20 protein-coding genes are annotated in these 23,383 nt (G+C 73.1%); 8 read left to right on the top strand and 12 right to left on the bottom strand.

Features of this window, described 5'->3' with window-relative positions:
- Positions 1-6: 6 nt before the first annotated feature.
- From J2Z30_RS32885 to J2Z30_RS32860, 6 genes are all read right to left on the bottom strand, one after another.
- Positions 7-1,005: an MBL fold metallo-hydrolase gene (locus tag J2Z30_RS32885; RefSeq protein WP_044567608.1), complete on the bottom strand. Its 999-nt coding sequence runs from the start codon at positions 1,003-1,005 to the stop codon at positions 7-9.
- 112 nt (positions 1,006-1,117) lie between these two features.
- Positions 1,118-2,620 (bottom strand): glutamate synthase subunit beta, encoded by a 1,503-nt coding sequence (locus J2Z30_RS32880; protein WP_044567607.1) that lies wholly within the window; start codon positions 2,618-2,620, stop codon positions 1,118-1,120.
- Positions 2,621-2,658: 38 nt separating this feature from the next.
- A complete protein-coding gene (locus J2Z30_RS32875; protein ID WP_044567605.1) occupies positions 2,659-3,717 on the bottom strand; it encodes an NAD(P)H-dependent flavin oxidoreductase in 1,059 nt (352 codons plus the stop codon).
- Positions 3,717-4,457, bottom strand: a complete 741-nt coding sequence (locus J2Z30_RS32870; protein ID WP_044567604.1) for a CoA-transferase subunit beta — start codon at positions 4,455-4,457, stop codon at positions 3,717-3,719. Before J2Z30_RS32870 ends, J2Z30_RS32875 begins: the two co-directional genes overlap by 1 nt.
- Positions 4,454-5,302 carry a CoA transferase subunit A gene (locus J2Z30_RS32865; protein ID WP_044580846.1) on the bottom strand — a complete coding sequence of 283 codons (849 nt, stop codon included), beginning with the start codon at positions 5,300-5,302 and terminating at the stop codon, positions 4,454-4,456. The genes J2Z30_RS32870 and J2Z30_RS32865 overlap by 4 nt, the downstream gene beginning before the upstream one ends.
- A 21-nt stretch (positions 5,303-5,323) precedes the next feature.
- A complete protein-coding gene (locus J2Z30_RS32860) occupies positions 5,324-6,079 on the bottom strand; it encodes an enoyl-CoA hydratase family protein (protein WP_044567603.1) in 756 nt (251 codons plus the stop codon).
- Between the two features lie 79 nt (positions 6,080-6,158).
- On the opposite strand from J2Z30_RS32860, the gene J2Z30_RS32855 reads away from it, so the two are divergent.
- From J2Z30_RS32855 to J2Z30_RS32845, 3 genes are all read left to right on the top strand, one after another.
- Positions 6,159-6,974 carry an SDR family oxidoreductase gene (locus J2Z30_RS32855; RefSeq protein ID WP_044567601.1) on the top strand — a complete coding sequence of 272 codons (816 nt, stop codon included), beginning with the start codon at positions 6,159-6,161 and terminating at the stop codon, positions 6,972-6,974.
- Position 6,975: 1 nt separating this feature from the next.
- A complete protein-coding gene (locus tag J2Z30_RS32850) occupies positions 6,976-7,890 on the top strand; it encodes an SDR family oxidoreductase (RefSeq protein WP_044567600.1) in 915 nt (304 codons plus the stop codon).
- A gap of 132 nt (positions 7,891-8,022) precedes the next feature.
- Entirely contained in the window at positions 8,023-9,201 is a 1,179-nt protein-coding gene (locus J2Z30_RS32845) for a serine hydrolase domain-containing protein (protein WP_078956462.1), read from the top strand.
- Between the two features lie 31 nt (positions 9,202-9,232).
- On the opposite strand, the gene J2Z30_RS32840 is transcribed toward J2Z30_RS32845, so the two are convergent.
- Positions 9,233-10,225, bottom strand: a complete 993-nt coding sequence (locus tag J2Z30_RS32840; protein WP_052701181.1) for a patatin-like phospholipase family protein — start codon at positions 10,223-10,225, stop codon at positions 9,233-9,235.
- A 442-nt stretch (positions 10,226-10,667) separates the two neighbouring features.
- Here J2Z30_RS32840 and J2Z30_RS32835 point away from each other — a divergent pair, with 442 nt between their 5' ends.
- Positions 10,668-12,290 (top strand): phytoene desaturase family protein, encoded by a 1,623-nt coding sequence (locus J2Z30_RS32835; RefSeq protein ID WP_044567598.1) that lies wholly within the window; start codon positions 10,668-10,670, stop codon positions 12,288-12,290.
- Between the two features lie 5 nt (positions 12,291-12,295).
- On the opposite strand, the gene J2Z30_RS32830 is transcribed toward J2Z30_RS32835, so the two are convergent.
- From J2Z30_RS32830 to egtA, 5 genes are all read right to left on the bottom strand, one after another.
- On the bottom strand, positions 12,296-13,519 hold the full coding sequence (locus J2Z30_RS32830; protein ID WP_044567596.1) for a transglycosylase family protein: 1,224 nt from the start codon (positions 13,517-13,519) through the stop codon (positions 12,296-12,298).
- A 268-nt stretch (positions 13,520-13,787) separates the two neighbouring features.
- Positions 13,788-14,753, bottom strand: a complete 966-nt coding sequence (gene egtD, locus J2Z30_RS32825) for an L-histidine N(alpha)-methyltransferase (protein ID WP_044567595.1) — start codon at positions 14,751-14,753, stop codon at positions 13,788-13,790.
- A complete protein-coding gene (gene egtC / locus J2Z30_RS32820; RefSeq protein ID WP_044567593.1) occupies positions 14,750-15,505 on the bottom strand; it encodes an ergothioneine biosynthesis protein EgtC in 756 nt (251 codons plus the stop codon). The genes egtD and egtC overlap by 4 nt, the downstream gene beginning before the upstream one ends.
- Complete coding sequence (egtB, locus tag J2Z30_RS32815) at positions 15,505-16,830, bottom strand: ergothioneine biosynthesis protein EgtB (protein ID WP_044567591.1); 1,326 nt, start codon at positions 16,828-16,830, stop codon at positions 15,505-15,507. The genes egtC and egtB overlap by 1 nt, the downstream gene beginning before the upstream one ends.
- Positions 16,827-18,092, bottom strand: a complete 1,266-nt coding sequence (gene egtA / locus J2Z30_RS32810) for an ergothioneine biosynthesis glutamate--cysteine ligase EgtA (protein WP_044567589.1) — start codon at positions 18,090-18,092, stop codon at positions 16,827-16,829. Before egtA ends, egtB begins: the two co-directional genes overlap by 4 nt.
- A gap of 241 nt (positions 18,093-18,333) precedes the next feature.
- On the opposite strand from egtA, the gene J2Z30_RS32805 reads away from it, so the two are divergent.
- The 4 genes from J2Z30_RS32805 to J2Z30_RS32790 all read left to right on the top strand — a co-directional run bounded on the left by J2Z30_RS32805 (position 18,334) and on the right by J2Z30_RS32790 (position 23,306).
- Positions 18,334-19,338 carry an NADPH:quinone oxidoreductase family protein gene (locus J2Z30_RS32805; protein ID WP_044567587.1) on the top strand — a complete coding sequence of 335 codons (1,005 nt, stop codon included), beginning with the start codon at positions 18,334-18,336 and terminating at the stop codon, positions 19,336-19,338.
- Positions 19,335-20,540 (top strand): acyl-CoA dehydrogenase family protein, encoded by a 1,206-nt coding sequence (locus tag J2Z30_RS32800; RefSeq protein WP_044567584.1) that lies wholly within the window; start codon positions 19,335-19,337, stop codon positions 20,538-20,540. Before J2Z30_RS32805 ends, J2Z30_RS32800 begins: the two co-directional genes overlap by 4 nt.
- Positions 20,537-21,688 (top strand): acyl-CoA dehydrogenase family protein, encoded by a 1,152-nt coding sequence (locus J2Z30_RS32795; RefSeq protein ID WP_044567583.1) that lies wholly within the window; start codon positions 20,537-20,539, stop codon positions 21,686-21,688. Before J2Z30_RS32800 ends, J2Z30_RS32795 begins: the two co-directional genes overlap by 4 nt.
- Positions 21,689-21,788: 100 nt before the next feature.
- Positions 21,789-23,306 (top strand): GMC family oxidoreductase, encoded by a 1,518-nt coding sequence (locus J2Z30_RS32790; RefSeq protein WP_245388708.1) that lies wholly within the window; start codon positions 21,789-21,791, stop codon positions 23,304-23,306.
- Positions 23,307-23,383: the final 77 nt, after the last annotated feature.

The following is a 23,383-nucleotide window of genomic DNA, read 5'->3' as shown; positions in this document are numbered from 1 at the left end:
AGGTGGTCAGGCCGAGGGCGCCTGCGCGCCCTCGCGCCGCTCCCATGCCACCTGGGCCAGGTCGGCCATGGCGGCCACGAGGTCCGCCGCCTCCTCGGCACCGTTCAGATGCCGGTACTCCGAGCCCACCGTGATCACCAGCCGCTCGGGCAGGCCAAGCGACGGATAGGTGTTCTCGGCGATCAGGGCGCGGGCGGCCTCCAGGGCCGGTACCCCGGCCGTGTGCAGCTGCCGGGTGCGGTCCCGCAGATGTTCCAGATAGCCGATGTGGCCGCGGACCCCCTCCCGGTCGAGGACCGGCCCATGGCCGGGGACGATCACCTCGGCCCCGGTCCCGAGCACCCGTTCGCACGCGGCGATCACATTGTCCAGCGGGCCCGCCCAGTGCACCGCGTGGTCGCCGGGGTCCTGCGGACCGGAGGCGAAGATGACATCGCCGGTGAACGCCACCTTCTGCCGCGGCAGATACGCCACCAGATCGCCCTCGGTGTGCGCGGACTCCAGGCTGAACAGCCGTACCGGCACCTGTCCCACGCGCAGGTCGAGTTCGCCCACGAAGGTGAGCGTCGGCTCGACCACCTCGGTGGCGGACCAGTCGAACCGCCCGAAGTGCCGCTGGAGGTACCAGCCGAGCGGAGTCGCCGGATCGCTGCCGTGCACCAGGCCGTGCAGCTGCTGCGGCGAGGGCTCGTACTCGATGTGGCCGAGCGCCTCACGGGTGGCCACGATCTCCGCGTCCGGTACGACCTCCGCGCCCCACAGGTGGTCGCCGTTGGCATGGGTGACGATCACCCGCTCGATCCGGCCCCCGTCGGGCAGCAGGGCACGGCTGTGTTCGAGGAACTCACCGGCCATCCGGCGGTCGTAGGGGCTGTCGATCCAGGCGGCGTGGCCGTCGGGCGAGACGATCAGACCGCAGTTGGCCAGACCCCAGCCGGCGCTCGGGGTCGGGGACCAGATGTGCACGCCGTCGGCCACGGTGAGGAGGGGGGGTTGCGAGATCATGGACGCACACTATGCCCGCACCGCCCACCCGCGGCAGGTGGCCCGCCCCGTCCGCGCGGCCTTCCGGCCACCCGGCCACCGCCGCGTCAGGCCGCCACCGGCAGGTCGGTCGTCAGGCCGTCATCGGCAGGTCGGTCGGCCCGACCGGCGCCGGGAGCGTCGTGGAGCCCGCGAGATAGCGGTCCACGGCTGCCGCGGCCGAGCGGCCCTCGGCGATCGCCCAGACGATCAGCGACTGGCCGCGGCCCGCGTCGCCCGCCACGAACACCCCGTCCGCGCCGGTGGCGAACGACGCGTCACGGGCGAGCGTGCCGCGCTCGTCGAGTTCGAGACCGAGCTGGTCCAGCAGCCCGCCGTTCCGCTCCGGGCCGCGGAAGCCGAGGGCCAGCAGCACCAGATCCGCCCGCAGCACCCGCTCCGTGCCCGGCCCGGACTCTCCATCGGCACGGGCCCCGATCAGACGCAGCGCCCGGACGCCACCGTGCGGCCGCTCCGCGTCCGGTGCGGTCCCCTCGAAGCGGACCGTGGCCGCCGAGAAGACCCGCGCGTCCACGTCCGCTTCCGGAGAGGCCGCCAGCTCCCGCGCCTCCTCATGGGCGGCGGACATCCGGTAGATCTTGGGGTAGGTGGGCCAGGGCTCGCCCTCGGTCCGCTCGTCGCCGGGCCGGGGGTGGATGTCCAGCTGGGTCACGGAGGCGGCGCCCTGCCGCAGTACCGTGCCCAGACAGTCCGCGCCGGTGTCCCCGCCGCCGACGATGACCACGTGTTTGCCCTCGGCCGTGATCGGCGGCCGGGCGTAGTCGCCCTCCAGCACCCGGTTGGCCATCGGCAGATACTCCATCGCCTGATGGATCCCGGCCAGTTCCCTTCCCGGGACGGGGAGTTCGCGCCAGGCTCGGGCGCCCACCGCTATCACGACCGCGTCGTAGCGCGTCCGGAGCTCGGCGGCGTCCATATCGGTGCCGACATCCACGCCGGTACGGAACTTGGTGCCCTCCGCGCGCATCTGCTCCAGCCGCCGGTCCAGGTGGCGCTTTTCCATCTTGAACTCGGGGATGCCGTAGCGGAGCAGCCCGCCCGCCCGGTCGTCGCGCTCGTACACCGCCACGGTGTGCCCCGCGCGGGTGAGCTGCTGGGCCGCGGCCAGGCCCGCGGGCCCCGAGCCGATGACGGCGACCGTGCGGCCGCTCAGCCGGTCCGGTGGCTTGGGGGTCACATGGCCGCCCTCCCAGGCCCGGTCGGCGATGGCCACCTCGACGTTCTTGATGGTGACCGCCGGCTGGTTGATGGCCAGCACACACGCGCTCTCGCAGGGGGCCGGGCACAGCCGGCCGGTGAACTCGGGGAAGTTGTTGGTGGCGTGCAGCCGCTCGCTCGCGCGCAGCCAGTCGTCCCGGGAGACCAGGTCGTTCCACTCCGGGATGAGGTTCCCCAGCGGGCAGCCCTCATGGCAGAACGGGATACCGCAGTCCATGCAACGGTCCGCCTGGGCGCCGATGATCGGCAGCAGTCCGCCGGGCGCGGAAACCTCGTCCCAGTCCCGCACCCGCTCGTCCACCGGACGCCGGGGCGGAAGACGACGGGGTGTGGTGAGGAAACCCTTGGGGTCGGCCATGACGACCTCCCATTACCCGTGTCATGGTCTGGCCGCTTTCACCCCACTGTACGACCGCCGGTCAGCCGGTCCAGGGTCGTCGCGGCCTCGGCCATGATCCGGTCCACCAGCTCCGCGCAGGAGGGCAGATCCTCGATCACCCCGGCCACCTGTCCTGAGGCCATCACCCCCGTGTCGGTGCGGCCGTCCACCATCGACGCCTTCAGCAGCATCGGGGTGGTGGCGGCCAGCAGCACCTGGCTCCAGGTGAGGTCCTTGCCGTGCCGCATCGCCAGCCCGTCGCGCACCATCCGCGGCCAGCTCAGCCCGGCCAGCCGCCGGAACGCGGCCGCGTGGCGCACGGCGCGCAGAAGCGTGGCGGCGCGGCCGGAGCGCTCGAGGGAGTCGACCAGCTCGCTGCGGAGCATCCGGTGGGGGAGTCCGTCGACCGCCGTGGTGACGGTGACATCGGCGACCGCCGCCGCCAGATAGCGCGCCTTCACCGCGTCCGGGACCGTGCTGTCGGAGGTGAGCAGGAAGCGGGTGCCCATGGCGATCCCCGCCGCCCCGTAGGCGAGCGCGGCCGCCAGCCCCCGTCCGTCATGGAAGCCGCCCGCGGCCACGACCGGGATGTCCACCGCGTCCACGACCTGGGGGAGCAGCACGGTGGTGGCCACCTGCCCGGTGTGGCCACCGCCCTCGGCGCCCTGCACCACCACCGCGTCCGCGCCCCAGTCCGCCACCTTCTCCGCGTGGCGCCGGGCGCCCACGGACGGGATGACCACCACGCCCGCGTCCTTCAGCCGGTCGATCAGTTCACGCCTGGGAGCCAGCGCGAACGAGGCGACCCGCACCCCCTCCTCGACGATGATCCGCACCCGCTCCCCGGCGTCCCCGGCGTCGGCGCGCAGATTGACGCCGAAGGGCGCGTCGGTGCGGGCGGCGACCTCGCGCACGGCCGAGCGCAGCCGCTCGGGCGACATGGTCGCGGAGGCCAGGATGCCCAGCGCCCCGGCGTTCGCCACGGCGGACACCAGCCGGGGCCCGGCCACCCACCCCATGCCCGTCTGGACGACCGGATGGCGCACCCCGACGAGCCGGGTCAGCGGGGTCTCCATCAGGACGGCACCTCCCGCTCGCGGGCCCCCTTTGGGTCGATGACCTCCCGGATCAGCCGCAGCTCGGCGGGGGTCGGCTCCCGGGTGCACGGGACGTCGTCGGCGATGTCGAGAGGGAAGCCGGTGGCCTCCCGCACCGCCTCGGCGGTCACCCCCGGATGCAGGGAGCGCACCCGCAGGGTGCGGTCGGGCGTGGCGAAGTCGAGGACCGCCAGATCGGTCACCACACACCGGAGGTCATGGAAGCGGGCCCCGGCCGGCCCCGCGGCTGCCACCCGGTCGTAACCCACCCCGCACACCATGTCGACACGTTCGACGAAGACCCGCCGCGAGTGCCGGGGCACCCAGTAACTCGTGGGGTTGTTCAGGGTGTTGACCGGCGCTCCCCGCACCCCCAGCAGCTGCCGCCTGGGCCGCTTCCAGTCGCCTATACAGCTGATGTTCTGGTTGCCGTAGCGGTCGATCTGGCTCGCGCCCATCATCACATGGCGCCGGCCGCCGGTGACCAGCGCCAGATGCGCCCGGTACGGCAGCCACCCCTCCACCACCTCCGGATCGCCGCCCACGATCATCGCCTCGCCGTCCGTCAGCAGCAGCTCGGGCGCGAAGGTGAGCCTGGCCAGCCGGGCGCCGACCCTGGGCACCGCGCCCATCGGGGCGGCCAGGATCTCCCCGTCGCCCCGCCATGCCTCGGCACAGGCCACCACGCAGTACTCGGCCCGGGTCACCCCACCGGTCATGTGCCCTCCCTCCCGAACGCCGCCACCGCGGCCCGGTACCGCTCCTCGTCCCCGGACAGAAACCGCTTCGTGAACTCCCGCCACGCCTCCGGGTCGGCGGCGGCCTTGGCGTACGCGCTCTGGAACGCCTCGTCCCGTCCGTAGGCGGGGACGCAGGAGGTGAAGTGTGCGCCTCCCGGGGTCTCGACCACCCCGGTCACCGCGTGCCGCTTGACCAACAGCGTCTGCGGACCGCCCGCGTCCGCGAACTCGGCGGTGGCGACGACGCGTTCACAGGAGAGATAGGCCTCGGCGGCCGCCTCGCAGAACAGGTCGTCGAAGTACGGATCCGGCCCGAGGTACTGCCCATTGCCCCGCGCGTCCGCCCGGTTGAGGTGCACCAGCGCCACGTCCAGCCGCAGCGCGGGCACCGCCACCAGCTCCTCACCGTCCTCGTACGGCGATGTCACCGTCCGCAGCCCGGGGTTGACCGCCATGACGTCCGAGCCGAGGCCCGCGCGGACGGGCAGGAACGGCAGCCGGTGCACGGCGGCGGTCAGCCCCCACATCATCATCGACTCGTCCAGTTCGGCCAGTTCGATGTCCCCCCGCTCGCGCGCCGCCCGGAAGTGCGGCTCCAGGGGGATCGAGTCGAGCGTCGCGAACGCCGTCACCAGCTTGCGGATCTTCCCGGCGGCGGCCAGCAGCCCGACGTCGGGGCCGCCGAAGGAGACCACGGTCAGATCGGTGACCTCCGACCGCAGCAGGGCGCGGACCAGCGCCATGGGCTTGCGCCGTGACCCCCAGCCGCCGATGCCGACCGTCATACCGCTGTGGATCCGGCCGACGGCCTCCTCGGCCGTCATCGTCTTGTCGGCCAACGCCGCTCACCCCTTCCCGGTGCTCCTGGCGACGAACGCGTCGCGGTGCCCGTCGGACAGGCCCGCCAGATTGGCCTCGAAGGTGAAGCCCTGCTCGAAGCGGTAGCTCCGGCGCACATCGACCGGATCGATGCCGTTGATGGCCGCCTTCGCGAGCCGCAGCAGCGCACCGTCCTTGGCGGCGATCTCGCCCGCCAGCTCCAGCGCCGCCTCCCGCAGCCCGGCGCGCGGCACGACCCGCCACACCGAGCCATGGCGGTGCAGCTCCTCGGCGGTCGCGGTGCGCGCGGTGTAGTACAGCGCGCGCATCAGATGCCGCGGGACCAGCCGCGCCAGATGGGTGGCCGCGCCCAGCGCGCCCCGGTCCAGCTCGGGCAGGCCGAACGTGGCGTCCTCGCTGGCCACGATCGCGTCGGCGTTCCCCACCAGCCCGATGCCGCCGCCCAGGCAGAAGCCGTGGACGGCGGCGACGACCGGGACCGGGCAGTCGTAGACGGCGGCGAACGCCTCGGCGCATCCGTGGTTGGCGCCGATGAGCGCTGTATGGTCCCCGGCCGCCTGGATCTCCTTGATGTCCACGCCCGCGTTGAAGCCCCGGCCCTCGGCGGCCAGCACGACACAGCGCACCGACGGGTCGGCGCCCGCGGTGCGCAGTGCGTCGGCCAGCTCGTACCAGCCCCGCACGGGAAGGGCGTTGACGGGTGGGAAGTCCATGGCGACCAGGCGGACGCCGGCCGCGGGGTCGGAGGTGGAGACACCCATGAGCAGATCCGATACCTTTCCACCAAACATTTGTTAGGTGAGAAGGTAGCAGCGCTCATCGCGCAGCGGGAGGTGTCTTGTGGCCGTCACCATCGATCTCGCCGGGCGCGTCGCCGTCGTCACCGGCGGCACGCGCGGCGTAGGAGCGGGGATCACTCGGGCCCTGCTCACCGCCGGAGCCGAGGTGGTGGTCTGCGCGCGCCGCCCGCCCGACAAACCCATCGAGATGGACGGGCGCACGGCGCACTTCGAATCGCTCGACATCCGGGACCCGGAGGCGGTCGAGGCGTTCTTCGCCCGGCTGCACCGCTCCCACGGGCGGCTGGACCTGCTGGTCAACAACGCCGGAGGAAGCCCCTACGGGCTGATCGCCGAGGCCGGGCAGCGCCGCGCCGCCCGTATCGTGGAACTCAATCTGATCGCTCCCATGACCGTCTCCCTGAGCGCCTATGAGCTGATGCGCCAGCAGGAGGGCGGGGGCTCGATCGTGATGATCGGCAGCGTCAGCGGCACCCGGCCGTCCCCCGGCACCGGACCCTACGGAGCAGCCAAGGCGGGGCTGGAGAACCTCGCCCGCACCCTGGCCGTGGAGTGGGCCCCCGCGATCCGGGTCAACACCCTCTTGCTCGGCATGGTCCGCACCGAACTGTCGCATCTGCACTACGGGGACGAGGAGGGCATCGCCGCCGTCGGCCGGACCGTGCCGCTCGGGCGGATGGCCGAGCCCGTCGAGGCCGGGGACGCCTGTGTGTTCCTCGCCTCCGGGCCGGCCGGGTACATCAGCGGCGCCAGTATCGCCATCCACGGAGGCGGGGAGCGCCCCGCGTTCCTCGACGCCGCCAACGTCAACCAGCCGTCCCCCGGCACCGGCCGGGCAGAACCACGGGAGGACTGAGATGAGCGGACTGTGCGACGGACGCGTCACCGTCGTCACCGGAGCGGGCCGCGGACTCGGGCGGGCGCACGCGCTCGCCTTCGCCGCCGAGGGCGCGAAGGTCGTCGTCAACGACCTCGGCGTGGCCCCGGACGGCGCCGGGGCGTCGGCGGGCCCGGCCCAGCAGGTCGTCGAGGAGATCCGGGCCGCGGGCGGGGAGGCGGTGGCACACGGCGGCGACATCGCCACGACCGACGGCGCCGCCTCCCTCGTGGCCACCGCCCTCGACACCTACGGCCGGCTCGACACCCTCGTCAACAACGCCGGATTCCTGCGCGACCGCATGCTCGTCAACCTCGGTGAGGACGAGTGGGACGCGGTGATCCGCGTCCACCTCAAAGGCCACTTCCTGCCGCTGCGGCACGCCGCCGCCCACTGGCGCGCCGAGGCGAAGGCGGGCCGCACCCCGGTCGCGCGGGTGGTCAACACCAGCTCCGGGGCCGGGCTGCTGGGCAGCGTCGGACAGGGCAACTACTCCGCGGCCAAGGCCGGAATCCTCGGCCTGACCTCGGTGGCCGCCGCCGAGCTCGGCCGCTACGGCGTCCAGGTCAACGCCATCGCCCCGGCGGCCCGTACCCGGATGACGGAGGCGACGTTCGCCGGTGACATGGCCGCGCCGGACGACCCCGCCGCCTTCGACGCGATGGCCCCCGCCAATGTCTCACCGCTCGTCGTCTGGCTCGGCTCGGCCGCCTGCGCCGGGGTCACGGGCCGGGTCTTCGAGGCCGAGGCCGGGCGGATCACCGTCATGGAGGGCTGGCGGCCGGGTCCCGCCGCCGACAAGGGCGCCCGCTGGACACCGGCGGAGGCGGGCGAGACCGCGCGGAAACTCCTCGCCGGGGCCGAACCGCCCCAACCGGTGTACGGGGCACCCTGATGGGCCGTTCGGCCCCTATGGGGTGGGGAAACCCCCCGTACGGGAAGGGCGGCAGCGGGATGGGAGCCCGGTGCGCCGCGACGGCACGATGATCCGCGAACGGCACACCGGAACAAGGCAAGGAGCGGGTTCGTGGGAGTTCGGGCGAGGGGCGTGGCGCTGTGGGCGGGGATCGGCGCGCTGGCGGTGACGGCGACCGTCACCATCGCCACGGCCCAGGGGGAGTCGGCCGGGCCGCCGGCGCCGTCCGGCTTCGAGGAGGCCGTCGGCCAGACGGTGAAGGACGGATTCCCGGGCGCGGTGGCATACGCACGGCGTGGCGACGATGAGTGGCGGACGGCGGCCGGGGTCGCGGACAAGGCCACCGGCGAAATGGCCCGGCCGGAACAGCGGTTCCGGATCGCCAGTAACACCAAGGCGTTCGTCTCCACGGTCCTGCTGCAACTGGAGGGCGAAGGGCGGCTCTCACTCGACGACAGCGTGGAGAAGTGGCTGCCCGGCGTGGTCCAGGGGAACGGCAACGACGGTAAGGCCGTCACCATCCGTCAGCTGCTCAACCACACCTCGGGGATCTACGACCCCACCACCGACGCCTCGTTCTTCGCCCCCTATCTGGAGGGCGGCGACCGGGACCACGTCATCACCCCGCGCGCGGTGATCGCCCGCTCGGTCCGGCACGAGCCGGAGTTCGGGCCGGGGAAGGGCTGGTCGTACTCCAACACCAACTATCTGCTCGCCGGGCTGGTGATCGAGGCGGTGACCCACCGCTCCGCGCCCGCCGAGATCGACCGCAGGATCCTCGCCCCGCTGGGGCTGAAGGACACCTCCTTCCCGGTGACCGACCCCGAGGTGCACGGCTCCCATCTGCACGGCTACGACCTCAAGGGCCGCGATATGACGCGGTTCAGCCCCTCCTACGACTGGACCGCCGGAGCCATGATCTCGACCGTGGACGATCTGGCCCGGTTCGAGCGGGCGCTCTTCGGCGGCAAGCTGCTCCGCCCCGACCAGCGGCGCGAGCTCAAGACCCCGGTGGAGTTCCCCGACGCGCCCGCGTACGGACTCGGGGTGCAGCGCATGGAGGTGCCGTGCGCCACCGGCGAGGGGAAGAAGGCCGATCCGCTCACCGCCTGGGAGACCGACGGCGCGGGACCCGGCTACACCAGCGTCTCCCTCACCACCGCCGACGGGGAGCGCCAACTGGTCCTGGCCGCCACCGTCTACGACCTCGCCGCGGAGCTCGAGGGCGAAGCGCCCGTACCGCGGAGCAAGGGCCTGCCGAAGGCGCGGACGGCGGCTCTTTGCGACTGAATTCCTTCCCCCGTGGCCCCGGTCGCCCTTCTCAGGAACGGGCCGCCGGGGCGAGCTGGGCCACGATGGCACGGCGCCCCGCCTCGAGAGCCTCCTCGAGCAGAGCGCTGTCCGTTTCCAGACGGCTGATGGACGGCGCCGCGGCATCGGGCCGGACCGACAGCACCGCGGGGTCCGTGGGCGATTCCGCGGTGTCGGTGTCGTAGACCGCCAGCAGCCGGTCGTCGTCGGCGAGCCGGGCGGGCCGGTTCAGGAAGGCGGCGCGGAACTGGGGGGTGTACTGGCGGAAGGCGACCGCGGCGACCAGCCGGGAGCCCACCGACGGGGTGGCCCGGAGCGCCGCGGCCTGGACCGGCGGCCTGCTGCGCAGGACGAGGACGTGGGTCGCGCCGTCCCGCAGCGCCTGACGGAACGGGATCGACTCGGCCAGGCCCGCGTCGTAGAAGCGGCGCCCGCCGATGGTGACGGGGCCGCCCGCCAGCATCGGCAGCGCGGCGCTCGCCCGCAGCGCCAGACGGAGGGCGACCTCGTCCGTCAACTCATCGTGCAAGTCGACCGGTTGGCCGGTTTCGAGATCCGTCGCCAGTGGGTGCAAGGCGAGCGGCGCGGCCAGCACCGAGGTGTAGTCCAGCGGGAATTGACGGATGTAGACCTCTTCGATCAGGGTCTCGATGTCCACTATGGGGCGCCCGCGCAGCAGATTGCGCTTCCGGATGAGAGCACTGGCGAAACGGGGGTCGGCCCAGCCGCGCAGGCCCTCCGGCCGCGAACTGACCAGCCAGGCCGCCGAGATGGCCCCCGCCGAGGCCCCGTACACCGCGTCGAACGCGGTCAGCAGCCCCAACTCGTGCACGGCCAGCGCCATACCGGCCGAGATCGTGCCCCGCATCCCGCCGCCCTCGATCGCCAGCGCCACCCGGTATCCGTCCGCACGCGACCCGGGGCGGCTGCCCGCCTCCGCCCGGTCGGCGAGGACCTTCATCAGCCGGTGGCGGTCGAGGCCGCGCTGGAACTGCTCCGTCACTTCTCTTCTCCTTGAGGGGCGATACGGGCTGAAGGGGCCGGTGTTCGTGGCCGCTACACTCTGCCGCGGCCGTCAGTATGGGCACACATCCGGCCAGCCGCAGAAGGGCGCTGAAGCGCGAGGCGAGGACCGGATGGCCGTCGGCCGCGGGATGCAGCCGGTCCGAGCCCTCGGCCTCCAGCATCAGCCGCGCCGTCATGGGCCCCAGACAACTGGAGTCCCCGTCGTGGGTTTCCAGCTCCACGGTGCCCGCCCGTCGCCCGTCGCACACCACATCGAGGCGGAACGCGGCACCACGCTCAACGCGCCGGTGAAAGGGGCTGTCCCCCGTCGTGCGAGTACGGGGGACAGCCCGTCGTTCGGCATCCTCCCCGCATTCTTCGCATAGCATGCTTAAATCAGATAAAAGCACCGCATCGCGTGATGGCAGGAGGAATACTGGATGGCCGAGGCAGACGCCGTCGTCGTCGGGTCCGGTGTCAACGGCCTGGTGGCCGCCGCGGAGCTGGCCCTGGCCGGATGGTCCGTCATCCTGGTGGAGCGCGAACCGGACATCGGCGGGTTCATCGCCACCGAGGAGCGCACCCTGCCGGGCTATCTCCACGACACCTACTCCTCCTGGCATCCGCTGTTCGTCTCCGGCCCGGCGTTCGCGCGTCTGGGGGAGCCCTTGCGGCGGCATGGGCTGGAGTACCGCAACACCGATGAGTGGGTCATCGCCAGCGTGGCCGACGACGGCAGGATCGCGCTTGCGCACCGCGATCCGGAGCGCACCGCCGAGGGTTTCGCGCACGAGGCGGACAGGGCCGCGTATCTGTCCGCGCTCGGTCGGCTGGGCGCCGACATGGCGGCGATCGGCGGCCTGATGGGCGGCGAACTCCGCTCACCGGCCGTCCTCCGCCACGCGGTCGCCCTGCTGCGCGGCGGCGGGCGGCGGGGGGCGGAGCGGTGGCTCCGCTCGGTGGCCACCAGCGGCCGTGGATACCTGCGCGCGGAGTTCCGCGGGGACGAGGTGGACCATCTCTTCGCCCCGTGGCTGCTGCACGCGGGGCTGTCGCCGGACCACGCGTCGGGCGGATTCCTGGTGACGCTGTTCGCCGCCACTCTGCATGGCGCCGGGGTGCCGGTGGTGGCCGGGGGCGCGGGCCGGTTCCTCGACGCCTTCAGGTCGCTGCTGACGACGACGGGCGTACGGGTGGAGACCGGCACCCGGGTCGACCGCATCCTCGTCGAGCGGGGCCGCGCCGTGGGAGTGGCGGCGGGCGGCCGGGTCTTCCGCGCGCGCCGCGCGGTCCTCGCCTCGGTGACCCCCACCGCCCTCTACGGCACCCTTCTGCCGGAGGGCTCGGTGCGCCGTGAACTACGCGACGAGGCGCGGCGATTCCGCTACGGCCGCGCCGCGATGCAGATCCATGTCGCGCTGTCCGAGCCGCTCGGCTGGCGCGACACTCGGCTGAGCACGATCCCGCTGGTGCACCTGACCGACGGTTCGGGCAGCACCGGTATCGCCTGCGCCGAGGCCGAGGCGGGCCTGCTGCCCCGGCGGCCCACGGTGGTCGTCGGGCAGCAGTACGTCCTGGACCCCGGCCGGGTGCCGCCCGGGGCCGCCGCGCTGTGGCTGCAGTTGCAGGAGATGCCGTCCACCCCGCGCGGCGACGCGGCCGGTGAACTGGACACCGCTCAGGGCTGGACCCCGGAGCTGGTCCGGGGCTACGCCGACCGGGTGCTGAACCGGATCGCCCGGCACGCGCCCGATCTGCCCGGTAAGGTGCTCGCCGTCGATGTCATCGCGCCCCCGGACCTCGCCCGCCGGAACCCCAACGCGGTCGATGGCGACCCGTACGGCGGCTCCCTCGAACTCGACCAGAGCTTTCTCTGGCGCCCCCTGCCCGCCTCCGGACGGCACGCGACCGATATTGACGGGCTCTGGCACATCGGCGCGTCCACTCACCCGGGGGCCGGGCTGGGCGGTGTCTCCGGGCACATGGTCGCCACCACGCTCACCAGGGGGCCGCGATTCGCCCGTCTGCCCCGGCTCACACCGGGGCGACGGGTGAGAGGCTGACGCCATCAGAGGCTGACGCCGTGTGACCGCAGATAGGCGAGCGGATTGATGTCCGAGCCGTAGCCGGGGCCGGTGCGGATCTCGAAGTGGAGATGCGGTCCGGTGGCATTGCCCGTCGAGCCGGAACGGCCGATCTGCTGGCCGCCGTTGACGTTCTGCCCGGCCCGCACCGACAGCTGCGAGAGATGGGCGTACTGGCTGTACTTGCCGTCCGGATGCCGGATGACCACCTGATAGCCGTACGCGTCGCCCCAGCCCGCCGAGACCACATGGCCCGAGCCCACGGCCTTCACCGAGGTGCCGATGCCCACGGGGAAGTCCACCCCCGTGTGGTAGCCGCTCGACCAGCTGGAGCCGGACGCCCGGTAGGCGGTGCTCGGGTTGACGCCGCTGACGGGGGCGGTGAAGCCCGAGGAGACCACGGGCTTGGTGGCCCGCTCCCGGCTGGTGTGCTTCTCGGTCTTCGGGTGCGGCGCGGGCTTCGGCTTCGGCTTCGCCTTGGCCTTGTGGTGGGGTTCGGGTTCCGCCTTGGGCTTGGCGGTGGCCTTACCGCCCTTGAGGGAGAGCTTCTGACCGGGGTAGATCAGATCGGGATCGCCGCCGATCGTCTCGCGATTGGTCTTGTAGAGCGCCTCCCAGCCGCCGTTGACGTCGTGGGTGTCGGCGATACCGGACAGCGAGTCGCCGCTGACGACCACATAGCGGCCGGACTTCGTGGAGGCGTGCCCCGGGAGGCTGGTGGGCGTGGGCTTGCTCGCCGCCGGCTGGGCCTTCTCCGGCCGATGGGTCTGCTTGACGGGGGCGGCGGCCGTCCTGACGACCTTCTGGGCGCTCTGCTGCGGCGCCGCGTCGTCCCGCGTCAGACCGGCCTTGCCCGAACACACCGGCCACGCGCCGGGGCCCTGGCCGTCGAGCACCTTCTCCGCGATCGCGATCTGCTGGTCCTTGGTGGCCAGATCGGCCCGTGCCGCGTACGCCGTGCCGCCGTACGCCGCCCATGTGCTCTGCGTGAACTGCAACCCGCCGTAGAAGCCGTTGCCGGTGTTGATGTCCCAGTTGTCGGTGGACTCGCACTGGGCCACCTTGTCCCAGGTTTCGCCCGAGGCCGCGGACGCGCCCGCGGCGCCGACGAGTGGAAGGGCGATTCCGGCGCCGCCCGCCGTGACGCTCAGTGAGGCACGGGAGATGCGGTTGGGCTTGTAGCGGCGGTGGCGTCCCCGTAAGGGCATGGACGGCTCCTTCTCGTGCTGCCGGGTGCGGCGCGCTGCCGGGCGGGCCAAAGATAAGGGGACCGATTTGGGCACAACAAGAGGGAGTTCACCTGGAAAGAGGGCCACAGCGCGCTGTGCTGCGATCCTCCTTCGGTTATGTGATGTGCATCACATCAATTCGTTCGGTGTCCCGGGCGGGACACAGGGTGACCGGCCGGGCCGCAAAGCGAGCCGCCGCCCGCGACCGATGGTCCCGGGCGGCGGCGTGGCGTGCTCTGCCGGGGAGTTACCTGCGCACGGCGAGCGACACCGCGAAGCGGCCCTCCGCGTCGGTCCACCAGCGCCGCGAGTCCATCCCCGCGGCCGCCAGTTCGGCCCGCACCTTCTCCTCCCGGAACTTGGCGGACACCTCGGTGCGGACCTCCTCCCCGGCCGTGAAGTGGACCGCGAGATCCATGGCGGGGATCTTCGCGGTGAGCTCCTTACGGGCCCTCAGCCGCATCTCGATCCACTCCTCCTCGGCGTTCCACGCCGCCACGTGGTCGAAGTCGGAGGGGTCGAAGTCGGCGCCCAGCTCGCGGTCGAGCACCGTCAGCACGTTCTTGTTGAACGCCGCGGTGACCCCTTGGGCGTCGTCGTAGGCGGAGACGAGCGTCGCCTCGTCCTTGACCAGGTCGGTGCCGAGCAGCAGCGCGTCGCCGGGCGCGAGCAGCTCGCTCACCGAGGCGAAGAAGGCCGCCCGCTCCGCCGGCAGCAGATTGCCGATGGTGCCCCCGAGGAAGGCCAGCAGCCTCGGCCCCGGGGTGTCGTCGGGCAGCGCGAGCCCGTTCATGAAGTCGGCCACCAGCGCGTGCACCATCAGCCGTGGATGCTCGGCCAGCAGGGCCTCCCCGGCCAGCTCCAGCGCGCTCTCGCTCACGTCGACGGGGACGTAGACGCGCAGATCCGGCAGTGCCCGGATCAGGTGGTGGGTCTTCTCGGAGGAGCCGGAGCCCAGTTCGACGAGGGTGCGGGCCCCGGTGGCGTCGGCGATCTCCGCCGCGCGGGCGACGAGAATCTCCCGCTCGGCGCGGGTCGGGTAGTACTCGGGCAGCCGGGTGATCTCTTCGAAGAGCGCGCTTCCCCGGGCGTCGTAGAACCACTTGGGCGGAAGCTGTTTGGGGGTGCTGGCCAGCCCGTCGGCCACATCGGCGCGCAGCGCGGCCGTGGTGGCATCGGCGGGCAGGGTGCGGGTGACGGTGAAGGGGCTCAACGGGAAGCCTCCTTGAGTGCGGTGAGCATGACATCGGTGCGGGTGGCGGTGAGCAGGGTGCGGTCGGGGACCTCGGTCCAGCCGGGGTCCTGGTCGTACGGCTCGGAGGCCACCACCACGCCCCGGTCCGGATCGGCCAGGTACCACAGGGTGTCGCCCCAGGCGGTGGCGGCGATGGTCTCGCCGTCCATGAGCAGCAGATTGAGCCGTGAGCCGGGGGAGGCGCCGGCGAGCTGCTCGACGGTCTCGGCCAGCGCCTCCGGCGGCGCGTGGCCCAGCCGAAGCCGGTGCAGCACCAGCGCCCAGACGAACGCCGAGTCGCACCGCGCCTCCAGGCCGAGCAGATCCGCCGGTGGCAGTGCGGCGGCGAGGTCCGCGACCGCGTGCGGCCAGTCGCGGAGCGCCCCGTTGTGGCTGAACAGCCAGGTGCCGGAGGCGAACGGCGAGGCGCCCGCCTCGCCGTCCGCGCTCGCTTCGGTGGCGTCCCTTACGGCGGCCATCAGCGCCTCCGTGCGCACCACGCGGGCCAGGTCGGCGAACGACAGATCGCCCCAGATGGGCCCGGCGCGGCGGTAGCGCGCGGGTACCGGGTCGCCCGACGCGTACCAGCCGACGCCGAACCCGTCGGCGTTGACCGTGCCGTGCGCCTGCCGCCGCGGCGCCCACGACTGCCGGAACAGGCTGCTCGCGGGCGCCACGACCACCTCGCCGATGGAGGTCCGCGGCCCGAGGTAGGCCAGATGCCGGCACATCAGGACGCGTCCCGCGCGGTGCGGAAGCCGGAGAAGATCTGGCGGCGGACCGGCAGGTCCCAGTTGCGGAACGTGCCCCGGCAGGCGACCTCGTCCACCGCGAAGGAGCCGCCGCGCAGCACCTTGTGCGACGGGCCGAAGAAGACTTCCGAGTACTCGCGGTAGGGGAAGGCGCGGAACCCCGGGTAGGGCAGGAAGTCGCTCGAGGTCCACTCCCACACATCGCCGATCAGCTGGCGCACCCCCAGCGGGGAGGCGCCCCGCGGATAGCTGCCGGCCGCCGCGGGCCGCAGATGGCGCTGGCCCAGGTTGGCGTGGGCGGGCGTGGGATCCTCGTCGCCCCACGGATAGCGCCGGGACCGGCCGCTCTCCGGGTCGTGGCGGGCAGCCTTCTCCCACTCCTCCTCGGTCGGCAGCCGCCGCCCCGCCCAGCGGGCGTAGGCGTCCGCCTCGTACCAGCTCACATGCACCACCGGCTCCTCCGGCGGCACCGGCTCCGTCACCCCGAACCGCCGGCGCAGCCACTGCCCGCCCTCGCGGCGCCAGAACAGCGGGGCGGTGAGGCCGTGCTCCTGGATGTACGCCCAGCCGTCGGCCGTCCACCAGCGCCGCTCGGTGTAGCCGCCGTCCGCGATGAACCGCTCGTACGCGCCGTTGGTCACCGGAGTGGTGTCGAGGTGGAAGGCCGGGACCAGCCGGCGGTGCGCGGGCCGCTCGTTGTCCAGGGCCCAGGGCTCGGCCGAGGTGCCCATGGTGAACGGGCCGCCCGGGATCAGCACCTCCTCGGACAGGGCCGCGCCGTCCGCCGCGGGCGGCGGCGGGGCGGTGAGCGCGGCGGGTCCGCGGCGCAGCTGGTGGGTGATGAGCATCGTCTCGTCGTGCTGCTGCTCATGTTGCGCGATCATGCCGAAGGCGAAGCCCGCGTCGACCAGCGGGGCACCGCGCAGCTCGATCCGCTCCAGGATGTCCAGCACCCGGCCGCGCACCTCGTGGACATAGCCGCGGGCCTCGGCGGGTGCCAGCAGCGGCAGGGCGGGCCGCTCGGCGCGCGGATGCTCGAAGGCGTCGTATATCGAGTCGATCTCGGGGCGCAGGGCGTCACGTCCGCCGACCGCGCGCAGCAGCCACTGCTCCTCCTGGTTGCCGATGTGCGCCAGATCCCACACCAGCGGGGACATCAAAGGGGAGTGCTGGGCGGTGAGGTCGGGCTCATCCACGCAGGTGGTCAGGGTGTGGGTGCGGTCGCGCGCGGTGCGCAGGGCCGTCTCGGCGCGCCGGCGCAGCGCCTCGGGATCGATGGTGAGATCGGAATCGGGGGCGGTCATGACCGTCCCTCCTTACCGGTGAGGGGAGCGAGCAGATCGTCGGCGGGACATCGGCCGCGGACCACATAGCGGTCGGTGAAGGCGGCGACGGCGGCGGTGATGGCGGGGGAGGCGCCGATACGCGGCAGCGCGTCCAGCGCCGTGGTGAAGCAGCTGACGGCGGCGGTGCGTAGTTCGGGGTCGGCCAGACCGTGGCGGGCCGCGGCCCGCCACAGCGGATTGCCCGGTGCGGGCCGCGCCCCCGCCGTCTCGGCGAGCGGCTTCACCACCCGGTAAACCGTTTCAGCAGCCTCGGGATCGTCGAAGAGCGCGGCCGTGACGGCAAGGGGGACGATCCATCCGTCCGCACCGCTCTGCGCGTCGATCATGCGCAGTTCCAGATGGCCGCGCGGGCGGACGGGGGGAAAGAGCGTGGAGATGTGGAAGTCGAGGTCGTCGAGGGTGGGCGGCCGGGGCAGCCCCGTCCGGGCCCACCGGCGGAAGGTCATCCCGGACGGCACCGTCCAGGGCGCCTGCTCGTCCCGGATGGCCATCACGGGCGCGTCCAGCACGTAGTGGGTCCAGGCCGTGCGGGGATCCCGGCCGTCGGCCGGGGCGTGGGTGCGTCCGGGTTCCATCGCCGTCCACAGCGCCTGCCGGGTGGAGCGGTATCCCGTGGGGCGGCCCTGGCGCAGCGGCGAGTTGGCGAACGCGGCGGTGAGCACCGCGCCCAGCAGATGGGCGAGCCGCCAGCGCCGTGCCATGCCGAGCGGTCCGGGCTCCTCGTGCCCGGCGTCCACACAGACCTGCACGGAGGCGGTGTTGCACATCATGGAGCGCCCGGCCGGACCCCGGCGGTCGAAGTAGGTCTCCATGCAGTCGTACCGGGGCGTGGTGAGGAAGCGTCTCGGTGGGCGCCAGGGGTCATGTCCGTGGCCGGCGAGCCCGAGGCCGAGGCCGGTGAGTACGGAACGTACGAGGACCAGATCGGCGGTCGCGGACTCCACACACGCGGTGAGGGAGTCGGCAGGGAGGGAGCTGAGCTCCACCTGACCACCGGGTTCGAAGGTGATGGCGGACCGCAGCGGCAGTCCGCGCAGGGCGGTGACCGCGGCTTCGAGCCGGGCCGCCTCGATGGGTCGTGCGGGGTCGTCCGGGTCGTACATGAGCCATTCGAGTTCGACTCCGATGCGGCGCGGCGGCCCGGTCTTGAAACAGATGCCGTGCAGCCTGGCCTCCATCTCGGCCTCGCTGATCGCCTTGTCGTCGGGCACAGTCGTCATCTCCCGTCCCGTTCCGGCAACGGCTCGCTGGGAAACGAACCGAAATGTCGCCGTCCACCTTTACCTGCCGACGCGCCGGGCTCAAGAGTGCCTCCAGAGTTGCACAAGAGTTCATCCGCCGCCGGGCGGGCAGGTCAGGATGGTTGACGGTGGTGGCGGTTCCGCTCCTCGTACCGACTGGTTAGTATGTTCGACCCGGCGCGGTACCGCGTTCCGACGATCCGTTTGTGGAGGCCACCGGATGCAGGCATGGCGAGTGCACGACAATGGCGAGCCCGGTGAGGTCATGCGCCTCGACGAGGTACCGGACCCCCAGGCGGGCCCGGGACAGCTGCTGCTGCGGGTCCGGGCCGTCAACGTCAACTTCCCCGACGCCCTGCTGTGCCGCGGCCAGTACCAGGTGCGGCCGCCCCTGCCGTTCACCCCCGGCGTCGAGGTGTGCGGCGAGGTCGTCGCCGTCGGCGAGGGCGCCGAGGGCGAGGTGGGCTCCCGCGTCCTGGCCACGCCCACGCTCCCCGCGGGCGGCTTCGCCGAGCTGGTGCCCGTGGAGGCGGCGGCCGCGCTGCCCGCGCCCGACGCCCTGGACGACGCCGAGGCCGCGGCGCTGCACATCGGCTACCAGACCGGCTGGTTCGGCCTGCACCGCAGGGCGCGCATCCAGTCCGGCGAGACGCTCCTGGTGCACGCCGCCGCCGGCGGGGTCGGCAGCGCCGCCGTCCAGCTCGGCAAGGCGGCCGGGGCCACCGTGATCGGCGTCGTCGGCGGCCAGGACAAGGCGCGGGTCGCCCGCGAGCTCGGCTGCGACCTCGTCCTCGACCGGCGCGCCGACGACATCGTGGCGGCCGTCAAGGAGGCCACCGGCGGACGCGGCGCGGACGTCGTCTACGACCCGGTCGGCGGCGACGCCTTCGTCAAGTCCGTCAAATGCGTCGCCTTCGAGGGCCGCATCGTGGTCGTCGGCTTCGCCAGCGGCGTCGTCCCCCAGGCCGCCCTCAACCACGCCCTGGTCAAGAACTACGCCATCCTCGGCCTCCACTGGGGCCTGTACAACACCCATGACCCGGCCGCGATCCGCGCCTGCCACGAGGAGCTGACCAAGCTCGCCGCACAGGGCACCGTCAAACCGCTGGTCAGCGAGCGCGTACCGCTCAAGGACGCGGCCGACGCCGTCCAGCGCGTCGCCGACGGCGTGACCACCGGCCGCGTGGTCGTCGTCCCCGGGCAGGCCGCCGGAGGGGACCGATGAGCACCACCCGGCACCGCCCCGCCGTGGACGCCGACGAGCTGCGCCGCCGCGTCCGCGAACTCCTGGACGCCCATCCGCCCGCCACCACCGACCGCGTGGACTTCCTGCGCGCCCGCTTCGACGCCGGGCTCGCCTGGGTGCACTACCCGGCCGGACTCGGCGGCCTGGACGCCCCGCGCTCCCTGCAGGCCGTCGTCGACGCCGAGCTGGAGGCCGCGGAGGCGCCCGGCAACGACCCCCGCCGCATCGGCATCGGCCTCGGCATGGCCGCCCCCACCATCCTCGGCTTCGGCACCGACGAGCAGCGGGAGCGGCTGCTGCGCCCGCTGTGGACCGGTGAGGAGGTGTGGTGCCAGCTGTTCAGCGAGCCCGGCGCCGGATCCGACCTCGCGGCGCTCGCCACCCGGGCGGTGCGCGACGGCGACGACTGGGTGGTCGACGGACAGAAGGTCTGGACGTCCAGCGCCCATCTCGCCCGCTGGGCCATCCTCATCGCCCGCACCGACCCCGACCAGCCCAAACACCGCGGCATCAGCTACTTCATCTGCGATATGACCGACCCCGGCGTCGAGGTCCGGCCACTGCGCCAGATCACCGGCGAGGCGGAGTTCAACGAGGTCTTCCTCACCGGGGTGCGGATCCCCGACAGCCGGCGGCTCGGCGAGATCGGCGAGGGCTGGCGGGTCGCCCAGACCACCCTGATGAACGAGCGGGTGGCCATCGGCGGCGGCCGCGTCCCCCGCGAGGGCGGCATGATCGGCCTGCTCGCCGGCACCTGGCGGGAGCGGCCCGAACTGCGCACCCACGACCTCCACCAGCGGCTGCTGCGGCTGTGGACGGAGTCCGAGGCGGCCCGGCTCGCGGGCGAACGGCTGCGCCAGCAGCTCGCGGTCGGCCAGCCCGGCCCCGAGGGCTCGGCCATGAAGCTCGCCTTCGCCCGCCTCAACCAGCAGATCAGCGCGCTGGAGGTCGAGCTGCTGGGGGAGGAGGGGCTGCTCTACGACGACTGGACGCTGCGCCGCCCCGAACTCGTGGACTTCACCGGGCGCGAGGCCGGCTACCGCTATCTGCGCGCCAAGGGCAACTCCATCGAGGGCGGCACCTCGGAGGTGCTGCTCAACATCATCGCCGAACGCGTCCTGGGCCTGCCGCCCGAGCCGCGGACCGACAAGGACGTCCCGTGGAAGGACCTGCCCCGATGAGCGCCGCCGACCTGCTCTACTCCGAGGCGGAGGACGATCTGCGCGCGGCCGTACGGTCGCTGCTCACCGACCGCTGCCCGCCCGCCACGGTGCTGTCCGAGGCCGAGAGCGGCCGGGCGTACGACGTGGCGCTGTGGCGCGCGCTGGGCGCCGAGATGGGCACCGCGGGGCTGCTGGTGCCGGACAAGCTCGGCGGCCAGGGCGCCACCGCGCGGGAGGCGGCGGTGGTGATGGAGGAGCTCGGCCGCACCGTCGCCCCCGTGCCCTACCTCACCAGCGCCGTCCTCGCCGCCGCCGCCCTGCTCGGCTGCGACACCGACCAGGAGGCCGTGGCCCGGCTGCTCGGCGGGCTCGCCGAGGGCCGTACGGTCGGCGCCCTCGCGGTGCCGCTGTCCACCGCGGCCGTGGCGCCCGGCGGCGGATCCGGCGCGCCCGCCGCGACCGTACGGGCCGACGGCGACTCCACGCTCAGCGGCCAGGTCTCCGGTGTCGCGGGCGCGGCGGGCGCCGATGTGCTGCTGGTCCCCGCCACCGGCGCGGACGGCTACGGGCTGTACGCCGTGGAGACCGCCGAGACCAGCGTCACCGTCGAACCCCTCACCTCGCTCGACCTCGCCCGCCCGCTCGCCGCGGTGACCCTCACCGGCGCCCCGGCCCGCCGGCTGGCCGGGCCCGGCCGGGCCGAGGCGGCCATCGGACGGGCGCTGCTGACCGGGGCCGGGCTGCTCGCCTCCGAGCAGCTGGGCCTGGCCGAGTGGTGTCTGACCGAGACCGTCCGCCACACCAAGGAGCGCCATCAGTTCGGGCGCCCCATCGGCTCGTTCCAGGCGCTCAAGCACCGGATGGCCGCGCTGTGGCTGGAGCTGGTCTCGGCGCGCGCCACCGCCCGGTACGCCGCCGACGCACTGGCCACGGACAGCCCGGACACACCGGTCGCGGTGGCCGTGGCCCAGGCACACTGCGCCGAGGTGGCGGTGCACGCGGCCGAGGAGTGCGTCCAGCTGCACGGCGGCATCGGCATGACCTGGGAGCACCCGGCACATCTGTATCTCAAGCGGGCCAAGAGCGACGAGATCGCGCTGGGCACCCCCGGCCGCCACCGGCAGGCACTCGCCGGGCTGGTGGACCTGCCGGCCCCCACCGGCTGACCGGCCGGATCCGGCGAACCCGCCCCCGCTCCGCGATCACGCCACTAGAGTGCCGAACAGCTGTGCGGCACATCGGGTGGGTCCGGAACGGGGGCACATGATGAGCGACTACGACTACATCGTGGTGGGGGCGGGCTCGGCGGGCGCCGTGGTGGCGGCCCGGCTGACGGAAGCCCCGGACGTACGGGTGCTGCTGCTGGAGGCCGGGAAGGACGACGCGGCCGCGCAGATCCACGACCCCACCGCGTGGTTCACCCTCATCGGCGGTGAGCACGACTGGGGCTACACCACCGTCCCGCAGCCGGGCCTGGCCGGGCACCCTCAGTCCGCCGCGCGCGGCAAGGTGCTCGGCGGCTCCAGCAGCATCAATGTGATGACCTATGTCCGCGGCCACCTCGGCACCTTCGACGCCTGGGCCGCCGACGGCTGCACCGGCTGGGACGCCGCCGCGGTGCTGGAGACCTTCCGCGCCATCGAGCACGCCGAGGGCCGTGACCCGCGCTTCCGGGGCACCGGCGGGCCGCTGCGGCTCAGCCGGGCCGAGACGCCCAACCCGCTGAGCACCGCCTTCCTCGACGCTGCCAAGGAACTCGGCCATCCCTACAACGACGACTTCAACGGAGCGGAGAGCGACGGCGCCGGGCGCCATGAGTGGACCATCCACGAGGGGCGCCGCCAGAGCACGGCGGTCGCCTATCTCGATCCGGCGATGGACCGGCCCAACCTCACCGTGCGCACCGAGGCCCGCGCACAGCGGCTGCTCTTCGAGGGCAACCGCTGCGTCGGCGTCGAATACGCGGGCTCCGGCGGTGTGGCACGTCGGGTGCGCGCGGTGCGGGAGGTCATCGTGTGCGCGGGTTCGGTGGACTCGCCCAAGCTGCTGATGCTCTCCGGAATCGGCCCGGCCGACCATCTGCGCGAAGTGGGCGTCCCGGTGCTGGTGGACGCCTCCGAGGTGGGCGCCAATCTGCAGGACCACCCCCTGGTCGGGCTGGTCCACGAGGCGGGCGTCCCGCTGCCGCCGCCCCCGCCGACCACCGCCGAGGCGGCCCTGTTCACCCGGACCGACCCCGGGCTGTCCCACCCCGACCTGGAGGTGTTCCTCTTTCACATCCCGTTCCACCCGAGGCTGCTGCCGTTCCCGCCGAACAGCTTCACCCTGACGGCCGCCGCGATGCGGCCCCACAGCCGGGGCACGGTCCGGCTCTCCGGCGCGGACCCCGAGGACCGACCGCTGATCGACCCCGGCTATCTCAGCGATGGAAGGGACCTCGCCACCCTGGTCCAGGGAGTCGAACTGGCCCGGTCGCTGGCCGCCACCGACGCGTTCGAGGCGTGGCAGCCGCGTGAACTGCTGCCCGGCCCCGGGGTGAGCGACCGGGACGGCCTGGCCGACTTCGTCCGCGAGAACACCGGCACCTACTTCCACCACGTCGGCACCTGCCGGATGGGCGGGGACGAGCAATCGGTGGTGGACCCCCGGCTGTGCGTCCGGGGCGTCGAGGGGCTGCGGATCGCCGATGGATCGATCATGCCGTCGATCGTCTCGGCCAACACCAACGCGGCCTGCGTCATGATCGGCGAGATGGCCGCCGAACTGATCCGCGCCGACGCCTGAAGGGGCTCGGTGCGCGCGCTCACTGCGCGGGGGTGACCGCCGGGGAGTAACCGAACAGCAGATCGGCACCCGTATGG

It is taken from the genome of Streptomyces iranensis (assembly GCF_017874715.1).
In the GTDB taxonomy this organism is placed as follows: domain Bacteria; phylum Actinomycetota; class Actinomycetes; order Streptomycetales; family Streptomycetaceae; genus Streptomyces; species Streptomyces iranensis.
This window is presented reverse-complemented; position numbering and strand designations above follow the sequence as displayed.

What these genes read in the sequence shown, in the direction of transcription:
- J2Z30_RS32885 (WP_044567608.1), bottom strand. Translation starts at nt 1,005, where the DNA reads ATGATCTCGCAACCCCCCCTCCTCACCGTGGCCGACGGCGTGCACATC.
- J2Z30_RS32880 (WP_044567607.1), bottom strand. Translation starts at nt 2,620, where the DNA reads ATGGCCGACCCCAAGGGTTTCCTCACCACACCCCGTCGTCTTCCGCCC.
- J2Z30_RS32875 (WP_044567605.1), bottom strand. Translation starts at nt 3,717, where the DNA reads ATGGAGACCCCGCTGACCCGGCTCGTCGGGGTGCGCCATCCGGTCGTC.
- J2Z30_RS32870 (WP_044567604.1), bottom strand. Translation starts at nt 4,457, where the DNA reads ATGACCGGTGGGGTGACCCGGGCCGAGTACTGCGTGGTGGCCTGTGCC.
- J2Z30_RS32865 (WP_044580846.1), bottom strand. Translation starts at nt 5,302, where the DNA reads ATGACGGCCGAGGAGGCCGTCGGCCGGATCCACAGCGGTATGACGGTC.
- J2Z30_RS32860 (WP_044567603.1), bottom strand. Translation starts at nt 6,079, where the DNA reads ATGGGTGTCTCCACCTCCGACCCCGCGGCCGGCGTCCGCCTGGTCGCC.
- J2Z30_RS32850 (WP_044567600.1), top strand. Translation starts at nt 6,976, where the DNA reads ATGAGCGGACTGTGCGACGGACGCGTCACCGTCGTCACCGGAGCGGGC.
- J2Z30_RS32835 (WP_044567598.1), top strand. Translation starts at nt 10,668, where the DNA reads ATGGCCGAGGCAGACGCCGTCGTCGTCGGGTCCGGTGTCAACGGCCTG.
- J2Z30_RS32830 (WP_044567596.1), bottom strand. Translation starts at nt 13,519, where the DNA reads ATGCCCTTACGGGGACGCCACCGCCGCTACAAGCCCAACCGCATCTCC.
- egtC (WP_044567593.1), bottom strand. Translation starts at nt 15,505, where the DNA reads ATGTGCCGGCATCTGGCCTACCTCGGGCCGCGGACCTCCATCGGCGAG.
- egtB (WP_044567591.1), bottom strand. Translation starts at nt 16,830, where the DNA reads ATGACCGCCCCCGATTCCGATCTCACCATCGATCCCGAGGCGCTGCGC.
- egtA (WP_044567589.1), bottom strand. Translation starts at nt 18,092, where the DNA reads ATGACGACTGTGCCCGACGACAAGGCGATCAGCGAGGCCGAGATGGAG.
- J2Z30_RS32805 (WP_044567587.1), top strand. Translation starts at nt 18,334, where the DNA reads ATGCAGGCATGGCGAGTGCACGACAATGGCGAGCCCGGTGAGGTCATG.
- J2Z30_RS32800 (WP_044567584.1), top strand. Translation starts at nt 19,335, where the DNA reads ATGAGCACCACCCGGCACCGCCCCGCCGTGGACGCCGACGAGCTGCGC.
- J2Z30_RS32795 (WP_044567583.1), top strand. Translation starts at nt 20,537, where the DNA reads ATGAGCGCCGCCGACCTGCTCTACTCCGAGGCGGAGGACGATCTGCGC.
- J2Z30_RS32790 (WP_245388708.1), top strand. Translation starts at nt 21,789, where the DNA reads ATGAGCGACTACGACTACATCGTGGTGGGGGCGGGCTCGGCGGGCGCC.